We start from the raw sequence: 20,353 nt of genomic DNA on the forward strand, positions 1-20,353 counted from the left end.
AGACCTGCATCATGATCGAACCCGGCATTTACAAAGAAGTCATGGGCTCCTTCCCTTCCGGGGTGACAGTGGTCACCACCCTGGACGCGCAGGGTGACATTGTCGGCATCACCGCCAGCGCGTTCAGCGCGCTGTCGATTGACCCGGCACTGGTCCTGTTCTGCCCTAACTACGCGTCTGATACCTACCCGATTCTGCGCAACAGCAAGCAGTTTGCCATTCACTTGCTCGCAGCCGATCAGCAGGCCGAAGCCTATGCCTTTGCCGGCAAGGGCAAAGACAAGGCCAAAGGCATTGAGTGGCACCTCAGTGCGTTGGGCAACCCCTTGCTGAGCAAGGCCACTGCGATCATTGAATGCGAGCTCTGGCGCGAATACGACGGCGGCGATCACGCCATCATCGTCGGCGCGGTAAAAAACCTGATCCTGCCCGATCAGCCAGCTACGCCGATGATCTACCACAAAGGCAAGCTGGGCGCGCTGCCCACCCTGGCCTAAGCGTTTACTCCGGGGCCACTCGCTACCCTCCCCCTCGGTAGCGGCCCCTTTTTATTCCGGGAGCCGGCATGACACCTGCAGCCTCGCAACTATTCCGCCAGCAAGCCTTTATCAATGGCCAATGGCTGGACGCGCCAGACGGCGCCTATCAGCAGATTTTCAATCCGGCCAACGGCGAAAAAATCGGCCAAGTCCCCAACCTCGGCGCCGACCAGGCCCGCCTGGCCATCGCTTCGGCAAACGCGGCCTGGCCGAGCTGGCGCAGCCTGACGGCCAAGGAACGCAGCACCCTGCTCAAGCGCTGGCACAGCCTGATGCTTGAACATGCCGACGCCCTGGCCGAAATCCTCACGCTGGAACAGGGCAAACCCCTTGCCGAAGCCAAGGGTGAGATTCTCTACGCGGCCAGCTTTATCGAGTGGTTTGCCGAGGAAGCCAAACGCATCTACGGCGATACCATCCCCAGCCACAAGGCTGATGCACGTATCGTCGTCAGCAAGGAGCCGATCGGTGTCGTGGCCGCCATCACACCGTGGAACTTCCCGGCCGCGATGATCACCCGCAAAGCCGGTCCAGCCTTGGCCGCAGGCTGCACATGTATCGTCAAACCGGCACCGGAAACCCCCTTCTCAGCGCTGGCCATGGCCGCGCTGGCCGAACAGGCCGGTATTCCGCCCGGCGTGTTCAATGTCATCACAGGCGACGCCGTGGCGATTGGTGCAGAACTGACCAGCAGCCCGTTGGTGCGCAAGCTCTCCTTCACCGGCTCCACCGGCATTGGCAAACTGCTGATGGCGCAGTGCGCGCCGACCCTGAAGAAAGTTTCGCTGGAGCTGGGCGGCAATGCGCCCTTTATCGTCTTCGACGACGCCGACCTTGAGCGCGCCGTGGAAGGCGCATTGGTCGCCAAGTTCCGCAATTCCGGGCAGACCTGCGTATGTGTCAACCGCTTCCTGGTTCAAGACGGCATTCACGATGCGTTTGTTGCACGCCTTGCCGAGCGTGTTGCAGCACTCAAGGTTGGCAATGGTTTCGAGCCCGACGTCCAGCAAGGGCCACTGATAAACGAACGTGCCGTGGCCAAGGTTGAAGAGCATGTTCAGGATGCACTGGCATTAGGTGCGCAGCGGGTCTGCGGTGGCGCGCGCCATGCGCTGGGGCACGGCTTTTTCCAACCAACCGTCCTCGCCGGGTTGACCCGCGACATGAAGGTCGCGCAGGAAGAAACCTTCGGGCCACTGGCAGCGGTATTCCGTTTCGACACTGAAGCCGAAGCGATTGCGCGTGCCAACGACACCGAGTTCGGCCTTGCGGCCTACTGTTACACCCGCGACCTGGGGCGTGCCTGGCGCATGAGCGAAGCCCTGGAGTACGGCATGGTCGGCATCAACGAAGGGTTGATCTCCACCGAGGTGGCGCCCTTTGGCGGGGTCAAGGCATCGGGCCTGGGCCGTGAAGGCTCGAAGTACGGCATCGAAGACTACCTCGAAATCAAATACACCCTGATGGGCGGGCTTTGACCCGACAGGAGCAGCACGACATGAGCAACGAAAAATATGAAAAGGGCCTGGCGATTCGTACCCAGGTGCTGGGCGAAGCCTACGTCAACCGCTCAATCGAGAATGCCGACGACTTCAACCGTCCCCTGCAGGAGTTGGTCACAGAGTACTGCTGGGGTCACGTCTGGGGCCGCGAGGGCTTATCGCTTAAAGAGCGCAGCATGATAAACTTGGCCATGATATCGGCCCTTAACCGGCCTCACGAACTCAAGCTGCATATCCGTGGCGCCTTGCGTAATGGACTGAGTCGTGAACAAATACGCGAAATTCTGCTTCAGGTCGGCATCTACTGTGGCGTACCCGCTGCCGTAGACAGTTTCCGGCTTGCCCGTGAAGCCTTCGCCGAAGCCGATGCAGAGGCCTCCAGTTAAACCTGGGCTGCTGATCCAAACGGAGCACGGACGATCCCGATGATCGACGTGCGCCTTTTACCTGGACAGCCCAACTCAGAGCAGACCCCATGAAACGCCTGCCACTCGACGACAGCTTCAAGGTCAATCGCAACCCCGTTACCCTGCGCGAAATCGTGCTGGATAAACTGCGAAGCGCCATCATGAATTTCCAGCTCCTACCCGGAGACCGCCTGGTCGAGCGCGACCTGTGCGACCGCCTCGGCGTCAGCCGTACCTCGGTTCGCGAAGCCTTGCGCCACCTGGAATCCGAAGGGCTGGTGGAATTCGCCGACGCCAAGGGCCCTCGGGTGGCAATCATTACGCTGGACGATGCGGTCGATATCTACGAGCTGCGCTGTGTACTGGAAGGCATGATCGTCCAACTGTTCACCCTGCGTGCCAAGGCCAAGGATATCAAGGCCCTGGAAAAAGCCCTCGAAGAAAACCGCAAGGCCCTCGCAGAGGGCGAGCTGCAGCAGGTCATCGATTCGGTTCAAGGGTTCTATGACGTGTTGCTCGAAGGCTCGGGCAACCACATCGCCGCGACCCAGTTACGCCAGCTGCAGGCCCGTATCAGCTACCTTCGCGCCACATCGGTGTCTCAGGAAAACCGCCGTGGCACCAGCAGCCACGAAATGGAACGTATCGTCGAGGCCATCAAGAGCGGCGATCCACTGGCCGCGCACCAGGCCTCGGTCGACCACGTCCGCGCGGCGGCGAAGGTGGCCTTGGAGTACCTCAAGCGCAAGCAAGGGGAAACGGGCGACATCTCCGAAATCGTTGCACCCATCGCCCTTAAAGAACCGCGTATAGGCCGCTGAAATGATGACCCCGCGCTTTTGCCCGCAATGCGGTGGCAATGACCTGGTTCGCCAGCTGCCACCGGGGGATACCCATGAGCGCCAGATGTGCCGCAGTTGCGGCTACATCCACTACGTCAATCCAAAAATCATTGCCGGCTGCATCATCGAGCAGGACGGCAAGTACCTGCTGTGCCAACGCGCCATCCCTCCTCGCCCGGGCACCTGGACACTGCCGGCCGGTTTCATGGAAAGCAATGAGACCACTGAACAGGCTGCCTTGCGCGAAGTGTGGGAAGAAACGGGCGTGCGAGCGGAAATCCACTCACCCTACTCGATCTTCAGCGTGCCGAAGATCAGTGAGGTGTACATCATCTACCGCGCCATCGCCCTGGAAGTCACCGGCCAGTTTGGCCCGGAAACCCTCGACTACAAGTTCTTTGCGCCCGAGGATATTCCTTGGGACAGCATCTATTACCCGGCAATACGGCAGATCCTCGAACGCTACATCGAGGAACGCCGCGCGGGGGTCTATGGCATCTACATTGGCAATGATGACTGCGGCAAGATCCACTTCATCCGCTGACCCCACCGCGCCCGTCATTCAGGGCGCTATGCCCTCGACTATAATCACTTCAGCCCGAGCAACACCTTCACGGTAGCCCTTGGCCTCTTGGTACTGCTGCGAGTGGTAGCAGGCCAGCGCCTGCGCGTAGGAGTCAAATTCGATGACAACGCTGCGTTGTGGCGTTGCTCGCCCTTCCAGCGCTTCGCTGCGGCCGCCCCGAGCCAATAGACGCCCCCCATAAGCAGCAAACGCCGCAGGTGCACGACGGGTGTATTCGCTGTAAGCGTCCGGGTCGGTGACATCCACATGCGCAATCCAGTAAGCCTTCATCGTGACCTCCTCAGTCAACCTGTATTATGGTATACCATAGAATTTCATACCACACACTGAGAGTCCAGCCATGGCCTTCAACAGCATCGAAGAAATCATCGAAGACTACCGCCAGGGCAAGATGGTGATCCTGGTCGATGACGAGGACCGCGAGAACGAAGGCGACCTGCTGATCGCGGCCGACCATTGCGACGCCAAGGCCATCAGCTTCATGGCCTGCGAGGCCCGTGGCCTGATCTGCCTGACGCTAACCGACGAGCACTGCCAGCGTTTGGGCCTGGAGCAAATGGTGCCCAGCAACGGCAGCGTATTCAGTACCGCGTTCACCGTCTCCATCGAAGCGGCCAGCGGCGTCACCACAGGCATTTCTGCTGCCGACCGGGCCCGTACCGTGGCCGCCGCAGTGGCCAGCAATGCCGTGCCAGAGGACCTCGTGCAACCCGGGCATATCTTTCCGTTGCGCGCCAAGGAAGGCGGCGTCCTGACCCGCGCCGGGCATACCGAAGCGGGCTGCGACCTGGCGCGACTGGCGGGCCTTACCCCGTCCTCGGTCATTGTCGAGGTCATGAACGACGATGGCACCATGGCCCGGCGCCCTGACCTGGAAGTGTTCGCCCGCCAGCACGGCATCAAGATCGGTACCATTGCCGACCTGATCCACTACCGCCTGAGCACCGAGCACACGATAGTGCGCATTGGTGAGCGTGAGCTGCCGACGGTACATGGCACCTTCCGCCTGGTCACCTATGAAGACCGGATTGAAGGCGGCGTGCACATGGCGATGGTGATGGGCGAACTGCGCCGCGAACAACCAACCCTGGTACGGGTGCACGTCATCGACCCACTGCGTGACCTGGTGGGCGCAGAGTACAGCGGGCCAAGCAACTGGACACTCTGGGCGGCCCTGCAGAAAGTCGCCGAGGAAGGCCATGGGGTTGTGGTAATCCTGGCCAACCATGAATCCTCACAAGCCCTGCTTGAACGCATACCGCAGTTGACCAAACCGCCACGGCAGTACAGCCGCTCACAGTCGCGCATCTACTCGGAAGTCGGCACTGGCGCGCAGATCCTGCAGGACTTGGGCGTGGGCAAACTGCGTCATCTTGGCCCACCGTTGAAATACGCAGGGCTGACCGGCTATGACCTGGAAGTGGTTGAAAGTATTCCATTTTCTGCCTGATCACCGCTGTTTCAAGCGCGGCAATGCGCGATGTTGTCCAGAAACACAGCATTTTGCCGGATGGTCGGTACGGCAAAATGCTTGCAGAAAGTTTGGAATACCATAATATGATATTCCGTAGACCGGACACTTTTGCCAAGTGCGCCCGCCAGGGACAGCACAAATAACAGCCCTTGGCACGGTCGCCTCTCAAGGCCCCGATGGACCTACTGCTCCCGATAAGCGGGTGTCTACAGCCCGCTCAAAAACACAACAAATGAGGGCGTGAAAATGGTGTTGAACAAACGTGTAGCCGCGGTACTTGTTGCAGGCATGCTGTCATCGGCCTGCTCATTCGTCTCAGCGGCCGAGAGCGTCAACTTTGTCAGTTGGGGCGGTACAACCCAGGATGCGCAGAAGCAGGCCTGGGCCGACTCCTTTACCCGCAGCAGCGGCATCACCGTGGTTCAAGACGGGCCAACCGACTATGGCAAGCTCAAGGCCATGGTCGAAAGCGGCAATGTGCAGTGGGATGTCGTGGATGTAGAGGCTGATTTCGCCTTGCGCGCAGCAGCTGAAGGCTTGCTCGAGCCACTGGACTTCAACACGATTCAGCGCGACAAGATCGACCCGCGTTTTGTCTCCGATCACGGCGTCGGCTCGTTCTTCTTCTCCTTCGTGCTGGGCTACAACGAAGGCAAGCTGGGCGCCAGCAAGCCAGTCGATTGGAGCGCACTGTTCGACACCAAGACCTACCCCGGCAAACGTGCCCTGTACAAATGGCCAAGCCCTGGCGTGCTTGAGCTGGCCCTGCTGGCTGACGGCGTGCCCGCCGACAAGCTCTATCCGCTGGACCTGGACCGCGCCTTCAAAAAACTCGACACCATCAAGAAAGACATCGTCTGGTGGGGCGGCGGCGCGCAATCGCAGCAACTGCTTGCCTCGGGTGAAGCCAGCCTCGGGCAGTTCTGGAACGGCCGGATCTATGCCCTGCAGCAAGATGGCGCCCCCGTGGGCGTAAGCTGGAAACAGAACCTGGTCATGGCCGATTTCCTGGTAATCCCCAAAGGCTCCAAGAACAAGGATGCGGCCATGAAGTTCCTGGCCAATGCCAGCAGCGCCAAAGGCCAGGCCGACTTTTCCAACCTGACCGCCTATGCGCCGGTCAACGTCGACAGCGTCGCGCGCCTGGACTCCGTGCTGGCACCTAACCTGCCGACTGCCTACGCTAAGGACCAGATCACTCTCGACTTCGCATACTGGGCCAAGAACGGTCCTGCCATTGCGACACGGTGGAACGAATGGCTGGTCAAATGAAAATGGCGGCCACTGCGTCCCGTCACGCTAACCCGAGCAGCAGCGCCAAGGGCGCTGCAGGCTCGACCACTGGCAAGGCAGTCACCATGAAGCAATCCCCCACCCTGGCCCAACGCTGGCGGGGCGTCGGCAACCTGATACCGGCCCTGCTGTTCCTTGGCCTGTTCTTCCTGGCGCCATTAATCGGCCTGTTGCTGCGTGGCGTACTGGAACCCACGCCAGGGCTGGGAAACTACGAACAACTGTTCGCCAACTCGGCCTATGCACGGGTGCTGCTGAACACGTTCTCGGTGGCCGGGCTGGTCACGCTGTTCAGCCTGCTGCTGGGCTTTCCGCTGGCCTGGGTGATCACGCTGGTACCTCGCGGTTGGGGTCGCTGGGTGTTGAACATCGTCCTGCTGTCGATGTGGACCAGCCTGTTGGCGCGCACCTACTCCTGGCTGGTGCTGCTGCAGGCGTCCGGGGTCATCAACAAGGCGCTGATGGCCTTGGGCATCATCGATCAACCGCTGGAAATGGTGCACAACCTGACCGGCGTGGTGATCGGCATGAGCTACATCATGATCCCGTTCATCGTCCTGCCGCTGCAGGCCACCATGCAGGCAATCGACCCGATGATCCTGCAGGCCGGCTCAATCTGCGGCGCCAGCCCCTGGACCAACTTCTTCCGGGTGTTCTTGCCGCTGTGTCGTCCGGGGCTGTTCTCTGGCGGGCTGATGGTGTTCGTGATGTCCCTGGGTTACTACGTGACGCCAGCGCTGCTGGGCGGTGCGCAGAACATGATGCTGCCCGAGTTCATCATTCAGCAGGTGCAATCGTTCCTTAACTGGGGCCTGGCCAGCGCCGGCGCCGCACTGCTGATCGTGATCACCCTGGTGCTGTTCTACTTCTACCTGAAGCTTCAACCGGAGTCTCCGGTTGGTGCCAGTAACGCGAGGTAAGCGATCATGCTCCTGACTCCCAATGCCATGGGCCGGCGCATGCGTCTGGGCCTGTACCTTACCACCGGCCTGATCGCACTGTTCCTGCTGCTGCCGATCGTGTTCATCGTGCTGCTGTCATTCGGTTCTTCGCAGTGGCTGGTGTTCCCACCACCGGGCTGGACGCTGAAATGGTATAGCCAGTTCTTTTCCAATGCCGACTGGATGAACGCCGCACTGGCCAGCCTGAAGGTGGCGGTGCTGACGACAATCTGCGCCGTTGCACTCGGCCTGCCGACGGCCTTCGCCCTGGTTCGCGGGCGCTTTCCTGGCCGGGAAATGCTCTATGGCCTGTTCACCCTGCCGATGATCGTGCCACTGGTGATCATCGCCGTTGCGGTGTATGCGCTGTTCCTCAAACTGGGCTACACCGGAACCCTGTTTGCCTTCGTGGTAAGCCATGTGATCGTCGCGCTGCCCTTTACCATCATCTCGATCATCAACTCACTGAAGCTGTTCGATCAGTCTATCGAAGACGCCGCGGTGATCTGTGGGGCGTCGCGTCTGCAGGCGGTGGTCAAGGTGACCTTCCCGGCGATCCGCCCGGGCATGGTTGCCGGCGCACTGTTCGCCTTCCTGGTCTCGTGGGACGAAGTGGTGCTCAGCGTGATGATGGCCAGCCCGACCCTGCAAACCCTGCCCGTGAAAATGTGGACCACCCTGCGTCAGGACCTGACACCTGTGATCGCCGTCGCTTCGACGCTGCTGATCGGCCTGTCGGTACTGGTCATGGTGATCGCCGCCGCGCTGCGCCGGCGCAATGAAATCAGCGCCTGAGCGCCTAGGAGTACGACATGAGTGCCGTCATCAAAGATCCTGCACAGCAGCGCGACAAGCCCCTGGTCAGCCTGCGCAACCTGAACAAGCACTACGGCGACTTTGCCGCCGTGGACAACATCTCGCTGGACATCCAGGACGGTGAGTTCCTCACGTTCCTCGGCTCCAGCGGCTCGGGAAAGAGCACCACCCTGTCGATGCTTGCCGGGTTCGAAACACCCAGCAGCGGCGAGATCCTGGTCAATGGCCAATCGCTGGTCAATGTCCCGCCGCACAAGCGCGACATCGGCATGGTGTTCCAGCGCTACTCACTGTTCCCGCACCTTTCGGTACGCGACAACATCGGTTTCCCCCTGGCCATCCGCAAATTGGCGGCCAGCGAGCGAGACAAACGTGTCGATGCCATGCTCAAGCTGGTACAACTTGAGAAGTTCGCCCATCGGCGCCCATCCCAACTCTCCGGTGGCCAGCAGCAGCGCGTGGCGATTGCGCGTGCGCTGGTCTACGAGCCACGCATCCTGCTGATGGATGAACCGCTCGGTGCCCTGGACAAGAAACTGCGCGAAGACCTGCAGGACGAACTGCGTCAACTGCACCGTCGCCTGGGCATTACCATCGTTTATGTCACCCACGACCAGGAAGAAGCCATGCGCCTGTCTCAGCGCATTGCGATTTTCAGTCACGGCAAGATCGTTGGGCTGGGCAGTGGCTACGACCTCTATCAGAACCCACCGAATGCCTTTGTCGCCTCGTTCCTTGGCAACTCCAACTTCCTCAAGCTCAAGGCCCAGGGTAATGCGGTGGCCAGCTTTGAAGGCCAGCCATTGTCGATCCGTCTGACCGGTGGCCTGCAACTCGACCAGGACGTGCTGTTGATGATCCGGCCGGAGAAAGCACTGGCCCTGAGTGTGGAGCAGGCCCAGCGGGAACCACTCGCTGCGGGCTGGAACGAAGTCTCGGCCAAGGTCAGCGAAATGCTCTTCCTTGGTGAAAGCCAAACCTGCAGCGTGGTTACACCGGGCGGTACGGCGATGACCGTCAAGGCCCTGTCGGCCACCGGCATGCCACTCACCGCTGGCGACACCGTGCGGGTACGCTGGGCAACCAGTGATGCCTGCGTGTATACCCAATGGTCTGAAAGCGACCTGAACAAGGCCGCTGGCGCGCATTAACTCCCCTCCACGTTCCCGTGCCCTGCACGGGAACGCCCCTACCGACGGTACTGGTCGGCCTGCATCGCCCCCCTTTCCTACACTACATAAAACACGACACCCTCTCCTGCCTTCGCTAATCCTTACGAGACTTCGCGCTTAACCGCCAGCGTAGCCATACAGCGGGTCGGTACCGTGCCTGTCCGCGAGCCAGGTATTCCGGAGCCGATCCGCCTGTATCAATTGAGAGGTATGAACGCTGAGAGGGTATGAAGCGTGATGCCCGAAAGCGGCAGCGAAGCGCAGGGTGCAGGCAACCCGGCCACTAACCTGAGCACTGCACGCCAGGTCAGTAAGCGGTGTTTGTTCGATTACTCGATGGGGGGATTATCGGTTCGTCATCGACGCAGCGGGGCTGACGCTTGAAACGCAATACGCCGCCGCCGAGCAACCTGGGTATGAACCCAGCTGCGCCCAGCGACGGCGAGTAACAGTAACGCGCTTGATCAGTCGGTAAAGCCCAGTTTGACGGCGCCGCGTGCTGCTGGCTGACTACGGGTAGCCAGGCAGTAGTACAGTGGGCAGGTCACTGCCAGCCCGACCAGCCAGGACAAGTCAGCGCCTTCCACCAGGTTGGCGTAGGGCCCGACATACAGCGAAGTATTGGCAAACGGCAGTTGCACGAGGGTGCCGATAAAGTACGCAACAATCGCATGCAGATTGAAACGCCCATACACGCCGCCGTCGGCGCTGAAAATCGAGCTGATGTCGTACTGACCGCGCTTGATCAGGTAGAAATCAATCAGGTTGATCGATGCCCACGGCACCAGGACCAGCAATAGCGCCAGAACCAGGCCGATAAACTGCGAAATGAAATTCGGCGAGGCACCCAGCGCAACCACGCAGCACCCCGCCAGGATCAACGTCGACAACACTACCCGTACCCTGATGCTCGGGGTCCACTGGCTGGCAAAAGTCTGGATCGAGGTAATGATCGACAACACAGCGCCATACAGATTCAGGGCGTTGTGGCTGATGATGTTGAGCAGGAACAGCACCATCAAAATCGGCCCCAACCCGCCCGTGGCCTGCTTTACAGCAGCCATGGCTTCAGTACCGTCGGGCGTGGCCAGCACGGCGACGACACCGAAGGTGAACGACAGAATGGTACCCAGTGTCGCGCCCAGGTAGGTGGCCAGGAACGGTCGGACGATGCCGATATCGGCGGGCAGGTAGCGCGAGTAATCCGACGTGTAGGGCGAAAAGCTGATCTGCCAGATGATCCCCAGTGACACCGTGGCCAACCAGCCAGAAAGGTTGAAACCGCCACGGCTGAAGAAATCAGCAGGCACATCGTGGGCAAAGATATAGACGAAACCTGCCAGCAAGGCACTGCCCATGACCCAAGTGCCGATACGGTTCAAGGTATGGATAAAGCGGTAGCCGATCACGCCGATTGCCGTAGCGCTCAACGCACCGATCAGAATGCTGGCCGGTACCGGCACCGAGGGCGCGATGCCGGTAATGGATTTTCCGGCCAGGACGATGTTGGAAATGAAAAAGCCGATGTAGATGATTGCAGTGAAGAACACGATCAGTAATGCACCGTAGCGGCCGAATTGACCACGGCTCTGGACCATCTGCGGAATCCCCATGCATGGGCCTTGCGCCGACGCCAGGGCAATCACAATGCCGCCGATCATGTGCCCGAGGATGATCGCCATCACGCCCCAGAACAGGTTGAGGTGGAACACCTGAACTACCATCGCACCGGTCACGATGGGTAATGGCGCAATGTTGGTGCTGAACCACAGGGTAAAGAGATCGCGCGCCTTCCCATGGCGCTCCGCAAGCGGTACGTAGTCGACCGTATGGTTCTCGATCAACGGGTCTTGTTTGGACATCTGGGACATGTTCATCAACTCGAGTTTGTCTGTTTTTATCGTTGTACAAAGCCAAACCGGGGCGGCTCTGCGAGCCACCCAAGATGAACACCATATTATGGTATTCCAACTTTTTAACAAGACTGAGCCGGTCTTTTGCCGACCAGCTGATCTGCCCTCGTGCCGTGGAACGCCCGATTTTAATGGCCAAAACCCCCGAGAACACGGGGCCTGAAGCGCCTTTGTGACACTCGTCGTGTTGTACGTAAAAGGCGTTGCAAAGATCATATTATGGTATACCATCATACCTGAAGCCTGACCCAATTCTTCCTGCTGCTTCGAGGACAGTCCAATGATCGATGCCACCCTCTACAAACAAGTCATGGGTTCATTCCCGTCCGGGGTGACCGTCATCACCACCCTCGACGACGATGGCCAGGTCGTCGGCCTGACTGCCAGCGCGTTCAGTTCGCTGTCGATGGACCCGGCACTGGTGCTGTTCTGCCCCAACTACAGTTCCGACTCCTACCCGGTCCTGATCAAGAACAAACGCTTTGCCATCCATGTGCTGTCCGGCGTCCAGCAAAAAGAAGCCTATGCCTTCGCCCGCAAGGGTAAAGACAAGGCGCAAGGGATCGAATGGACCCTCAGCGAACTGGGCAACCCACTGTTGAGTAACGCCACGGCCATCATCGAATGTGAACTGTGGCGCGAGTATGAAGGCGGCGACCACGCCATCATGGTTGGCGCAGTCAAGAACCTGATTGTGCCGCAGCGCGACAACGGGCCGCTGGTGTACTGCAATGGAAAGATGGGCGCATTGCCAGTACTGGCTTGAGCCTGGGCACAGAAGACAAATCGCTTGCAGATATCCCGTATTATGGTATACCAATAATTCAGTACCCGGGCCTTCCTGTTCCACTCGGTACCCGGTGATAACGGCCAGACACCACCCGGCAGCGCACAGCGCTCTTTCCTGATATCAGGCCTGCAGTCGACAGGCCCACAACAAAAGATCCGAGGTAAGCGTCATGAAATTTTCGTTGTTCGTACACATGGAGCGTTGGGACGAAAGCGTCAGCCATCGCCAGTTGTTCGAAGACCTGACCGAGCTGACCCTCATGGCCGAAACCGGCGGCTTCAGCACCGTCTGGATTGGTGAACACCACGCCATGGAATACACCATCTCGCCAAGCCCGATGCCGCTGCTGGCTTACCTCGCGGCCAAGACCACCACCATCCACCTGGGTGCAGGCACGATCATTGCGCCGTTCTGGCACCCTTTGCGCGTCGCGGGTGAATGCGCGCTGCTGGACGTGATCAGTAACGGGCGGATGGAAGTCGGCCTGGCCCGTGGTGCTTACCAGTTTGAATTCGACCGCATGGCCGGTGGCATGCCCGCCTCCTCCGGTGGTCAGGCCCTGCGTGAAATGGTCCCGGTCGTCCGTGCCCTGTGGCAGGGTGACTACGCCCACGACGGTGATATCTGGAAATTCCCGACCTCCACCAGCGTGCCAAAACCCGTACAGAAACCCATGCCACCCATGTGGATTGCCGCCCGCGATCCAGACTCGCACAACTTTGCAGTCGCCAACGGGTGCAATGTGATGGTCACGCCACTGATGAAGGGCGATGAAGAAGTCCTGGACCTCAAGAACAAGTTCCAGACCGCCTTGAACAACAACCCCGAAGTACCACGCCCGCAACTGATGGTACTGCGCCACACCCATGTACACGCCGTTGACGACCCTGAAGGCTGGAAAGTCGGTGCCCAGGCCATTTCGCGCTTCTACCGCACCTTCGATGCCTGGTTCGGCAACAAGCAAACCCCGGTCAATGGTTTCCTTGAGCCAAGCCCGGAAGAAAAGTTCGCCGAACGTCCAGAGTTCGAGCTGGAAAACATCCGCAAGAACACCATGATCGGCACCCCGGAAGAGATCATTGCGCGCATTCGCTACTACCAGGAACTGGGCGTGGACGAGTTCAGCTTCTGGTGCGACAACAGCCTGCCGCATGCCGAGAAGAAGAAGTCCCTGGAGCTGTTCATCAAGCACGTGGTACCCGCCTTCAGCTAAGCGAAGCGCAGGCATCTGTCACAAAAACGCCGGGGCATGCCCCGGCGTTTTTGCACTCAATTGCTACAACTCAATGGTTGTACGCCCGCTCGTTGTGCTCGGCGAGGTCCAGCCCCATCTCCTCTACCGACTCATCGGCACGCAAGCCCGTCAGCGAATTCACCACTTTCAGAATGAGCCAACTGACCACAAAGCAGTAAACCGTGGTCATCAAAACACCCTGAACCTGCGCCCACACCTGCGTGCCCATGCTCACGCCCTCAACCAGCCCACCCATGGACGGTACGCAGAACACGCCGGTCAGCAGCGCGCCAATGATGCCGCCGATACCATGCAGGCCAAACACGTCGAGGCTGTCGTCATAACCCAGGCGCCGTTTCAGCACAGTGACGCTCAAGTAACAGAGCACGCCGCACAACACGCCGATGGCCAATGCCCCGCCAACCCCCACGTAGGCACACGCCGGGGTAATACCGACCAGGCCGGCCAAGGCACCGCTGGCCAGGCCCAACGCACTGGGTTTACCGACCTTGAACCATTCGGTGAACATCCAGCCAAGAATGCCGGCGCACGCTGCCAGTTGGGTGTTAAGCATGACAATCCCGGAGACGCCGCCAAGGCCACCACCCGAACCGATATTGAAGCCGAACCAACCGACCCAGAGCATGGCCGCACCGACCATGGTCAGGCTCAGGTTATGCGCTGGCATCGGCGTATTGGCATAACCCTTGCGCTTGCCGAGCATCAAGCACGCAGCGAGCGCTGCCACCCCGGCATTGATGTGCACCGCTGTTCCGCCGGCGTAATCCAGCACCCCCCAGTTGTGCATCAACGCTCCCGCCCCACCCCAGACCATATGCGCCACTGGCGCGTACACCAGGGTGAACCACAAGGCCATGAACAACAGCGCCGCCGAGAACTTCATGCGCTCGGCGAAAGCACCCGCGATCAACGCCGGGGTAATGATGGCGAACGTCATCTGGAAGGTGACGTAGACGCCCTCGGGAATTTCACCCACCAGGCTGTCAGGCGTCATGCCAGCCAACATCGCGCGGCTCAGACCACCGACAAAGCTGTTGAAGGTCACTTCCCCTTCAACCATCCCAGTGGTATCGACCACCATGCTGTAGCCATAGATCACCCACAGCACGCCTACCAGGCCGGCGATACCAAAACACTGGGTAAACAGCGAAAGCATGTTCTTCGCCCGCACCAGGCCACCGTAGAAAAGCGCCAGCCCCGGCAGGCACATGAACATCACCAGCACTGCCGCACTGATCATCCAGGCGGTACTGCCGGTATTGAGTGTCGGTGCATCGGCGGCCTGGGCCAGCGGCACAACCGCGCCCAATGCCATCAGGCTCAAGAGGAGATTGCCAGAAAAGCGCTTGACCATTTTCGAAGCTCCTGCAAAAAAAGGGTTTGCTGGCAGCACGTAAAAAGACACTGATAGACGGGCTTTTATAAGCCTCTAGGCATGCACAGCACCCCTCCGGGGAGGGGTGCTGCGTTTACAGCGCTGGCTCAGTACTGTTGGCCAGGTATCCAATGGGTGCCTGCCAGCGGCACCCGTGCCATCGCAGCCGCTTCCACCGTCAAGGCCACCAGGTCCTCAGGATCGAGGTTGTGCAGGTGCGACTTGCCGCAGGCACGCGCCATGGTTTGCGCCTCAAGCACCAACACCCGCAAGTAATTGGCCAGACGACGCCCACCTTCAACAGGGTCCAGGCGCTTCGACAGTTCCGGGTCCTGGGTTGTGATCCCTGCCGGATCACGACCGTTCTGCCAGTCATCGTAGAAGCCTGCGGCCGAGCCGATTTTCTTCAGTTCCTCATCCAGACGCGGGTGGTTGTCACCCAGCGCAATCAGCGCCGCAGTGCCGATCGCAACAGCATCCGCGCCCAACGCCATGGCCTTGGCGACATCGGCGCCGTTGCGGATACCACCAGAGACGATCAACTGAACCTTGCGGTGCATGCCCATCTCTTGCAAAGCCTGTACCGCTTGCGGGATGGCCGGCAGGATCGGAATGCCCACGTGCTCGATAAACACTTCCTGGGTCGCCGCCGTGCCGCCCTGCATACCGTCGAGGACAATCACATCAGCCCCGGCCTTGACCGCCAGCTTGACGTCGTAATAAGGACGGCTGGCACCGATTTTCACGTAGATGGGCTTTTCCCAGTCGGTGATTTCACGGATCTCGGCGATCTTGATCGCCAGATCGTCCGGCCCGGTCCAGTCCGGGTGGCGGCAGGCACTGCGCTGATCGACACCAATTGGCAGGGTGCGCATACCCGCTACCCGCTCGGTCACCTTCATGCCCAGCAGCATGCCGCCACCACCCGGCTTGGCGCCCTGCCCCAAAACGATCTCGATGGCATCGGCCTTGCGCAGATCGTCCGGGTTCATGCCATAGCGCGATGGCAGGTACTGATACACAAGGTGCTGCGACTGGCCACGCTCTTCCGGGGTCATGCCGCCGTCGCCGGTGGTGGTGCTGGTACCGGCAATGGTCGCGCCACGGCCCAACGCTTCCTTGGCGTTGGCCGACAAGGCGCCGAAGCTCATCCCGGCAATGGTCACGGGAATTTTCAGGTGAATCGGTTTCTTGGCAAAACGGTTGCCGAGCACAACATCAGTGCCGCACTTCTCGCGGTAGCCTTCCAGCGGATAACGCGAAACGCTGGCACCGAGTAGCAGCAGGTCATCAAAATGCGGCAGCTTGCGCTTGGTGCCACCGCCGCGGATGTCGTAAATGCCGGTTTCGGCGGCACGCTGGATTTCCTGAATGGCCAGGCGGTCGAAGGTGGCGGACTCGCGCAGCACTGGAGGGGTCTTTTCGCTCATTGTGGTTCTCCTGGATCAGTACGCGGAGGCGTTGTCGACTTTGAAGTTGTACAGCTGGCGGGCTGAGCCATAACGCTTGAAGTCAGCGGCCTTTTCATTGAGGCCAGCGCGATCTAGCAACTGCTGCAGCTCTTCCAGGTGCTCGGCACGCATTTCCTTGGCAATGCAGTCCGAACCCAGCGACTCGACCTTGCCTTTGACATAGATGCGGGTTTCGTACAGCGAGTCGCCCAGCGCATCGCCGGCATCGCCACACACCACCAGACGACCCGCCTGCCCCATGAAGCAGCTCATGTGGCCGATGCTGCCGCCGACCACGATGTCGATGCCTTTCATGGAAATGCCGCAACGCGCACCGGCATCCCCCTCGATCACCAGCAGGCCGCCATGTGCGGTGGCGCCTGCCGCTTGCGAGGCGCTGCCCTTGACCCGCACATACCCCGACATCATGTTCTCGGCGCAACCGACACCGACGTTGCCATGCACGGTGACCGAGGCTTTCTGGTTCATGCCTGCACAGTAGTAACCGGCGTGGCCCTGAATATCGATAGAGACCTCCTGGTTGACCCCGACCGCCAGGTTGTGCGCACCGTTAGGGTGAGTCACGACCCATTCGCGGTCATCCACATGCTTGGCCTGGTCATGCAGGGCCTGGTTCAGATCACGCACAGAGGCGTTGGACAAATCGATAGTTTTCATGTGCGTGCTCCTTAAGCCGACTCGCGTTCCCAGATGTACATGGTGGCCGGGACCGGTTCCCAGACCTTGGCGTTCTCGATACCTGGCAGGCTGGACAACGCCTGATACTCCGAGGCCATGGCAACGTAGTCGTCAGTCTCGGCGAGGATCGCCGGCTTGCAGGCAATCGGATCGCGAATCACGGCAAAGCCGTTGCGTGTGCCGATCGCAAAGGTGAAGAAGCCATCGAGGTCTTCCAGCGACTTGTCCAGCGCTTGCTTGAGCGTGTCGCCCTGCTGCAGGCGCCAGGTCAGGTAACCGGCGGCCACTTCAGTGTCGTTCTCGGTTTCAAAGGTGATACCTTCGCGGCGCAGGTTCTGGCGCAGGCGCGAGTGGTTGGAAAGCGAGCCGTTATGCACCAGGCACAGGTCGGCGCCGGTGGAAAACGGGTGGCTGCCTTCCATGGTCACCGCGCTTTCAGTGGCCATGCGGGTGTGACCGATGATGTGGCTGCCTTTCATGCTGGCCAGGCCGAAACGCTCAGAGATTTCTTTGGGCAAACCCATGCCTTTGAGAATCTCGATGCTCTGCCCGGCGCTCATGATGCGCACGCTTGGCGCCAACTCGGCCAACACGGCCCGCACTGCGGCTTCGTCTGCCTGTACTTTCAGGACAATGGCGCTGGCATTCTGAAACCAGTCCAGCGCGCAACCCAGGCGGGCCTCGACGGCTGCAACCAACGCCTTGAAGTCATAGCCCTCGGTGGTCGCCTGCAGGGTCAGTTTGACCCAACCATCCGCCACTTCATCACCGTAGATGGCAAAACCGGCACTGTCCGGACCACGATCCGTCATGGCCTCGAGCATGGGTTCAAACAGCTTGCCCAACTGGGATTCAAGCTTGGGGTTTTTCAGGTAAAGACCCACGATTCCACACATATTAGAAACTCCAGGGCAGAAGACGCCCTCCCCACTCACCGGGCGTCAGGAACGGTTGATTAACGAATCAGAAAAACTCGGTGTAGCGCTGGATCTCCCAGTCGCTCACATGGCGGCTGTACTCCACCCACTCCATGCGCTTGAGGCGGATGAACTCGCCCACGATCTCCGGCCCCATGACCTCGGCGAACAGGGGGTCGGCCTCCAGGGCATCACAGGCTTCCTTGAGTGATTGCGGCAAGGTCTTGATGCCACGTGCGGCGATCTCTTCAAGGCTGAGCTTGTAGAGGTTCTCGTTGCAGACCTTGTCGATTTCGAGCTTGCGGTCGATGCCGTCCAGGCCCGCAGCGATGATTGCCGCGCTCACCAGGTACGGGTTGCAGCCCGCATCGGGCAAGCGAAACTCCAGGCGACCGTACGGCACACGGACCATCGCTGATCGGTTGTTGGCACCAAAGGCGATGAACGCTGGCGCCCAGGTTGCGCCAGACAGCGATTGACCAACCACCAGGCGCTTGTAGGAGTTGACCGTGGGTGCAGCAAAGGCACACAGCGCCGGGCCGTGCGCCAAAAGGCCTGCGGCAAAGTGATAAGCCAGCTTCGACAAGCCCATGCCGCTTGGATCACTGGCATCGTGGAACAGGTTCTTGTTTTCGGCACTGGCGATCGACAAGTGAAAGTGCATCCCGTTGCCGGCCCGCTTCGGGTCGGGCTTGGGCATGAACGAGCAGATCATGCCCAGATCGTTGGCAATTTCACCCGCCGCCATGCGGAAGAAGGTGAAGCGGTCCGCGGACTCCATGGCTTCGCTGTAGGTGTAGTTGATCTCGAACTGACCGTTGGCGTCTTCATGGTCAATCTGGTAGATGTCAAAACCCACCGGCTGCAAGGCTTCGGTCAGGCGCTCAAGGAACACCCGCGAACGCGACAGGCCCTTGTAGTCGTAGCAGGGCTTGTCCAGGGTATCGCTGCTGTCCACCAGTTGCAGACGCCCCTGCTGATCGCGACGCATCAGGTTGAACTCTGGCTCCAGCCCGGTGTTGAGCGTCCAGCCCTTATCGCTCAGGCGTTTGATCTGCTGCTGCAAGACATAACGGCTGTCATAGGGATGGGGCTTGCCATCGACATGGCCGATGCACACGATACGGCCGTAGCCTGGCTGCCACGGAACCGGCGTCAGCGTCGACAGATCGCCTCGGGCCATGAAGTCCGGGCCATGCGGCTCCATGCCCATGCCGCAGATGGCGAATCCCGCGAAGCCCGCACCGTCTTCGGCAACCATTTTCAGGCCAGAAACCGGCACTGATTTGGTCTTCGCCGAACCGTGAATGTCAACGAACTGAGCCAGCACGTACTTGATCCCATGCTTCTCGATCAAATGCTGGGTATCTGGTGGCAACATGGATCTCACTCCTCGTGAAAGGCAAAGCGTTGTGGAAGGTTGAAACGCCTGACTTCCCTGACAACCACATTATTCCAATCAGGAAAGTTACTTTCCCAATAGGAATGCAATCAGCTTGCCAACTCTGGGATACCACTGACCTGAATGCGCGAAGGGGAGCGTTGCTGCTGTCTATATGGGAAACTTGCTTTCCCACCGCGAATAATCGAGGGTGGACAGGCTCGACAGGGGTGTACATCGCACATTCCTGGTGCGAATATAAAATTATTGAAAAGAAATAGTGCAGGCTGTGATAACGATGACCGATGAAACGCAACCCCGCCTGAAGCTCGAGCAGTACCTGGGCATGCAGATCAAACGTCAGCGCCAGGCCCAGGAACTGAAACTGGCCGACGTCGCCCGTATCGCCGGTATCAGCCAGGGCATGCTGAGCAAGATCGAAAACGCGCAGGTATCCACCAGCCTCGATACCCTCAGCCGTCTCTGCGACGTGCTGGGCATGCCCATGTCGAAACTGTTCAGCCAGTACGATCAGCAAGGCAGCAGCGCGCTACTGGTCAAGGCTGGTGAAGGCCTTGAAGTGGTCAGGCGAGGTACCGAGAAAGGCCACACCTACCACCTGCTCAACCATACCCGTGGGCCAAAGAAGAACTTCGAGGCCTACATGGTGAGCATGGATGACGCCAGCGAAGAGTTCCCGACCTTCTCCCACCCCGGTACCGAGTTTCTCCACCTACTTGAAGGTGAACTGATCTACCGGCATGGCAATCAGCTGTACCGCATGGAAGCCGGCGACAGCCTGACCTTCGACGGGGAGGTTCCCCACGGGCCGGAGCAACTGGTGCAGGTGCCGATTCGCCTGCTGTCGATCATGAACTACGGCAACCAGAACGAGTAAGCAGCACGCAAGTAAAACCCGCTCCTGCGCAGGGCCTCGGCGGGCCGGCGATGACGCCCTCATCGCACCCGCCTGACCTCGCCCGCCCACCAAAAAAATTCC

General features: G+C 59.9%; 20 protein-coding genes. 13 read left to right on the top strand and 7 right to left on the bottom strand.

Annotated features, from left to right (window positions below; genetic code table 11):
- Positions 1 to 11: 11 nt before the first annotated feature.
- The 5 genes from AB7M23_RS20150 (at position 12) to AB7M23_RS20170 (ending at position 3,834) form a co-directional block, all read left to right on the top strand.
- Complete coding sequence (locus tag AB7M23_RS20150; RefSeq protein WP_102051935.1) at positions 12 to 497, top strand: flavin reductase family protein; 486 nt, start codon at positions 12 to 14, stop codon at positions 495 to 497.
- A 68-nt stretch (positions 498 to 565) separates the two neighbouring features.
- Complete coding sequence (locus tag AB7M23_RS20155) at positions 566 to 2,017, top strand: NAD-dependent succinate-semialdehyde dehydrogenase (RefSeq protein WP_454241829.1); 1,452 nt, start codon at positions 566 to 568, stop codon at positions 2,015 to 2,017.
- Positions 2,018 to 2,037: 20 nt separating this feature from the next.
- Entirely contained in the window at positions 2,038 to 2,427 is a 390-nt protein-coding gene (locus tag AB7M23_RS20160; protein WP_065761134.1) for a carboxymuconolactone decarboxylase family protein, read from the top strand.
- Between the two features lie 89 nt (positions 2,428 to 2,516).
- Positions 2,517 to 3,269, top strand: a complete 753-nt coding sequence (locus AB7M23_RS20165; RefSeq protein ID WP_454241830.1) for a GntR family transcriptional regulator — start codon at positions 2,517 to 2,519, stop codon at positions 3,267 to 3,269.
- Position 3,270: 1 nt separating this feature from the next.
- Positions 3,271 to 3,834 carry an NUDIX hydrolase gene (locus tag AB7M23_RS20170; RefSeq protein ID WP_065761132.1) on the top strand — a complete coding sequence of 188 codons (564 nt, stop codon included), beginning with the start codon at positions 3,271 to 3,273 and terminating at the stop codon, positions 3,832 to 3,834.
- A gap of 18 nt (positions 3,835 to 3,852) precedes the next feature.
- On the opposite strand, the gene AB7M23_RS20175 is transcribed toward AB7M23_RS20170, so the two are convergent.
- A complete protein-coding gene (locus AB7M23_RS20175; RefSeq protein ID WP_099775199.1) occupies positions 3,853 to 4,146 on the bottom strand; it encodes a DUF1330 domain-containing protein in 294 nt (97 codons plus the stop codon).
- 70 nt (positions 4,147 to 4,216) lie between these two features.
- On the opposite strand from AB7M23_RS20175, the gene ribBA reads away from it, so the two are divergent.
- The 5 genes from ribBA to AB7M23_RS20200 all read left to right on the top strand — a co-directional run bounded on the left by ribBA (position 4,217) and on the right by AB7M23_RS20200 (position 9,551).
- Positions 4,217 to 5,326 (top strand): bifunctional 3,4-dihydroxy-2-butanone-4-phosphate synthase/GTP cyclohydrolase II, encoded by a 1,110-nt coding sequence (gene ribBA, locus AB7M23_RS20180; RefSeq protein ID WP_454241831.1) that lies wholly within the window; start codon positions 4,217 to 4,219, stop codon positions 5,324 to 5,326.
- 270 nt (positions 5,327 to 5,596) lie between these two features.
- The gene (locus AB7M23_RS20185) at positions 5,597 to 6,622 is read left to right on the top strand and encodes an ABC transporter substrate-binding protein (RefSeq protein WP_065761129.1); all 1,026 of its coding nucleotides are present in this window, start codon (positions 5,597 to 5,599) and stop codon (positions 6,620 to 6,622) included.
- Entirely contained in the window at positions 6,619 to 7,563 is a 945-nt protein-coding gene (locus AB7M23_RS20190) for an ABC transporter permease (protein ID WP_065761128.1), read from the top strand. The genes AB7M23_RS20185 and AB7M23_RS20190 overlap by 4 nt, the downstream gene beginning before the upstream one ends.
- Positions 7,564 to 7,569: 6 nt before the next feature.
- Positions 7,570 to 8,379, top strand: coding sequence for an ABC transporter permease (locus tag AB7M23_RS20195; RefSeq protein WP_099775202.1), 810 nt, complete (start codon positions 7,570 to 7,572; stop codon positions 8,377 to 8,379).
- 17 nt (positions 8,380 to 8,396) lie between these two features.
- Entirely contained in the window at positions 8,397 to 9,551 is a 1,155-nt protein-coding gene (locus AB7M23_RS20200; protein ID WP_065761126.1) for an ABC transporter ATP-binding protein, read from the top strand.
- 485 nt (positions 9,552 to 10,036) lie between these two features.
- Here the strand turns inward: AB7M23_RS20200 and AB7M23_RS20205 are convergent, their stop codons facing one another.
- Positions 10,037 to 11,443, bottom strand: coding sequence for a purine-cytosine permease family protein (locus tag AB7M23_RS20205; RefSeq protein ID WP_454241832.1), 1,407 nt, complete (start codon positions 11,441 to 11,443; stop codon positions 10,037 to 10,039).
- Positions 11,444 to 11,765: 322 nt separating this feature from the next.
- Here AB7M23_RS20205 and AB7M23_RS20210 point away from each other — a divergent pair, with 322 nt between their 5' ends.
- Complete coding sequence (locus AB7M23_RS20210) at positions 11,766 to 12,251, top strand: flavin reductase family protein (protein ID WP_065761124.1); 486 nt, start codon at positions 11,766 to 11,768, stop codon at positions 12,249 to 12,251.
- Positions 12,252 to 12,444: 193 nt separating this feature from the next.
- Complete coding sequence (locus AB7M23_RS20215) at positions 12,445 to 13,488, top strand: LLM class flavin-dependent oxidoreductase (protein WP_099775204.1); 1,044 nt, start codon at positions 12,445 to 12,447, stop codon at positions 13,486 to 13,488.
- Between the two features lie 70 nt (positions 13,489 to 13,558).
- On the opposite strand, the gene AB7M23_RS20220 is transcribed toward AB7M23_RS20215, so the two are convergent.
- From AB7M23_RS20220 to glnT, 5 genes are all read right to left on the bottom strand, one after another.
- Positions 13,559 to 14,884, bottom strand: coding sequence for an ammonium transporter (locus AB7M23_RS20220; RefSeq protein WP_454241833.1), 1,326 nt, complete (start codon positions 14,882 to 14,884; stop codon positions 13,559 to 13,561).
- 128 nt (positions 14,885 to 15,012) lie between these two features.
- Positions 15,013 to 16,335: an FMN-binding glutamate synthase family protein gene (locus tag AB7M23_RS20225; RefSeq protein ID WP_065761881.1), complete on the bottom strand. Its 1,323-nt coding sequence runs from the start codon at positions 16,333 to 16,335 to the stop codon at positions 15,013 to 15,015.
- A gap of 15 nt (positions 16,336 to 16,350) precedes the next feature.
- Positions 16,351 to 17,034 carry a GltB/FmdC/FwdC-like GXGXG domain-containing protein gene (locus tag AB7M23_RS20230; RefSeq protein WP_099775206.1) on the bottom strand — a complete coding sequence of 228 codons (684 nt, stop codon included), beginning with the start codon at positions 17,032 to 17,034 and terminating at the stop codon, positions 16,351 to 16,353.
- An 11-nt stretch (positions 17,035 to 17,045) separates the two neighbouring features.
- Positions 17,046 to 17,951, bottom strand: a complete 906-nt coding sequence (locus tag AB7M23_RS20235) for a class II glutamine amidotransferase (RefSeq protein WP_065761883.1) — start codon at positions 17,949 to 17,951, stop codon at positions 17,046 to 17,048.
- 67 nt (positions 17,952 to 18,018) lie between these two features.
- Positions 18,019 to 19,353: a type III glutamate--ammonia ligase gene (gene glnT, locus AB7M23_RS20240; protein WP_330523809.1), complete on the bottom strand. Its 1,335-nt coding sequence runs from the start codon at positions 19,351 to 19,353 to the stop codon at positions 18,019 to 18,021.
- A gap of 298 nt (positions 19,354 to 19,651) precedes the next feature.
- Here glnT and AB7M23_RS20245 point away from each other — a divergent pair, with 298 nt between their 5' ends.
- Positions 19,652 to 20,251 (top strand): helix-turn-helix domain-containing protein, encoded by a 600-nt coding sequence (locus AB7M23_RS20245; RefSeq protein ID WP_065761885.1) that lies wholly within the window; start codon positions 19,652 to 19,654, stop codon positions 20,249 to 20,251.
- Positions 20,252 to 20,353 lie beyond the last annotated feature (102 nt).

Source organism: Pseudomonas sp. HLS-6 TE3448 (assembly GCF_053629555.1).

Excerpts from the sequence above, each read along its gene's own strand:
- AB7M23_RS20150 (WP_102051935.1), top strand. The coding sequence starts at position 12 with ATGATCGAACCCGGCATTTACAAAGAAGTCATGGGCTCCTTCCCTTCC.
- AB7M23_RS20155 (WP_454241829.1), top strand. The coding sequence starts at position 566 with ATGACACCTGCAGCCTCGCAACTATTCCGCCAGCAAGCCTTTATCAAT.
- AB7M23_RS20160 (WP_065761134.1), top strand. The coding sequence starts at position 2,038 with ATGAGCAACGAAAAATATGAAAAGGGCCTGGCGATTCGTACCCAGGTG.
- AB7M23_RS20165 (WP_454241830.1), top strand. The coding sequence starts at position 2,517 with ATGAAACGCCTGCCACTCGACGACAGCTTCAAGGTCAATCGCAACCCC.
- AB7M23_RS20170 (WP_065761132.1), top strand. The coding sequence starts at position 3,271 with ATGATGACCCCGCGCTTTTGCCCGCAATGCGGTGGCAATGACCTGGTT.
- AB7M23_RS20175 (WP_099775199.1), bottom strand. The coding sequence starts at position 4,146 with ATGAAGGCTTACTGGATTGCGCATGTGGATGTCACCGACCCGGACGCT.
- ribBA (WP_454241831.1), top strand. The coding sequence starts at position 4,217 with ATGGCCTTCAACAGCATCGAAGAAATCATCGAAGACTACCGCCAGGGC.
- AB7M23_RS20185 (WP_065761129.1), top strand. The coding sequence starts at position 5,597 with ATGGTGTTGAACAAACGTGTAGCCGCGGTACTTGTTGCAGGCATGCTG.
- AB7M23_RS20190 (WP_065761128.1), top strand. The coding sequence starts at position 6,619 with ATGAAAATGGCGGCCACTGCGTCCCGTCACGCTAACCCGAGCAGCAGC.
- AB7M23_RS20195 (WP_099775202.1), top strand. The coding sequence starts at position 7,570 with ATGCTCCTGACTCCCAATGCCATGGGCCGGCGCATGCGTCTGGGCCTG.
- AB7M23_RS20200 (WP_065761126.1), top strand. The coding sequence starts at position 8,397 with ATGAGTGCCGTCATCAAAGATCCTGCACAGCAGCGCGACAAGCCCCTG.
- AB7M23_RS20205 (WP_454241832.1), bottom strand. The coding sequence starts at position 11,443 with ATGTCCCAGATGTCCAAACAAGACCCGTTGATCGAGAACCATACGGTC.
- AB7M23_RS20210 (WP_065761124.1), top strand. The coding sequence starts at position 11,766 with ATGATCGATGCCACCCTCTACAAACAAGTCATGGGTTCATTCCCGTCC.
- AB7M23_RS20215 (WP_099775204.1), top strand. The coding sequence starts at position 12,445 with ATGAAATTTTCGTTGTTCGTACACATGGAGCGTTGGGACGAAAGCGTC.
- AB7M23_RS20220 (WP_454241833.1), bottom strand. The coding sequence starts at position 14,884 with ATGGTCAAGCGCTTTTCTGGCAATCTCCTCTTGAGCCTGATGGCATTG.
- AB7M23_RS20225 (WP_065761881.1), bottom strand. The coding sequence starts at position 16,335 with ATGAGCGAAAAGACCCCTCCAGTGCTGCGCGAGTCCGCCACCTTCGAC.
- AB7M23_RS20230 (WP_099775206.1), bottom strand. The coding sequence starts at position 17,034 with ATGAAAACTATCGATTTGTCCAACGCCTCTGTGCGTGATCTGAACCAG.
- AB7M23_RS20235 (WP_065761883.1), bottom strand. The coding sequence starts at position 17,951 with ATGTGTGGAATCGTGGGTCTTTACCTGAAAAACCCCAAGCTTGAATCC.
- glnT (WP_330523809.1), bottom strand. The coding sequence starts at position 19,353 with ATGTTGCCACCAGATACCCAGCATTTGATCGAGAAGCATGGGATCAAG.
- AB7M23_RS20245 (WP_065761885.1), top strand. The coding sequence starts at position 19,652 with ATGACCGATGAAACGCAACCCCGCCTGAAGCTCGAGCAGTACCTGGGC.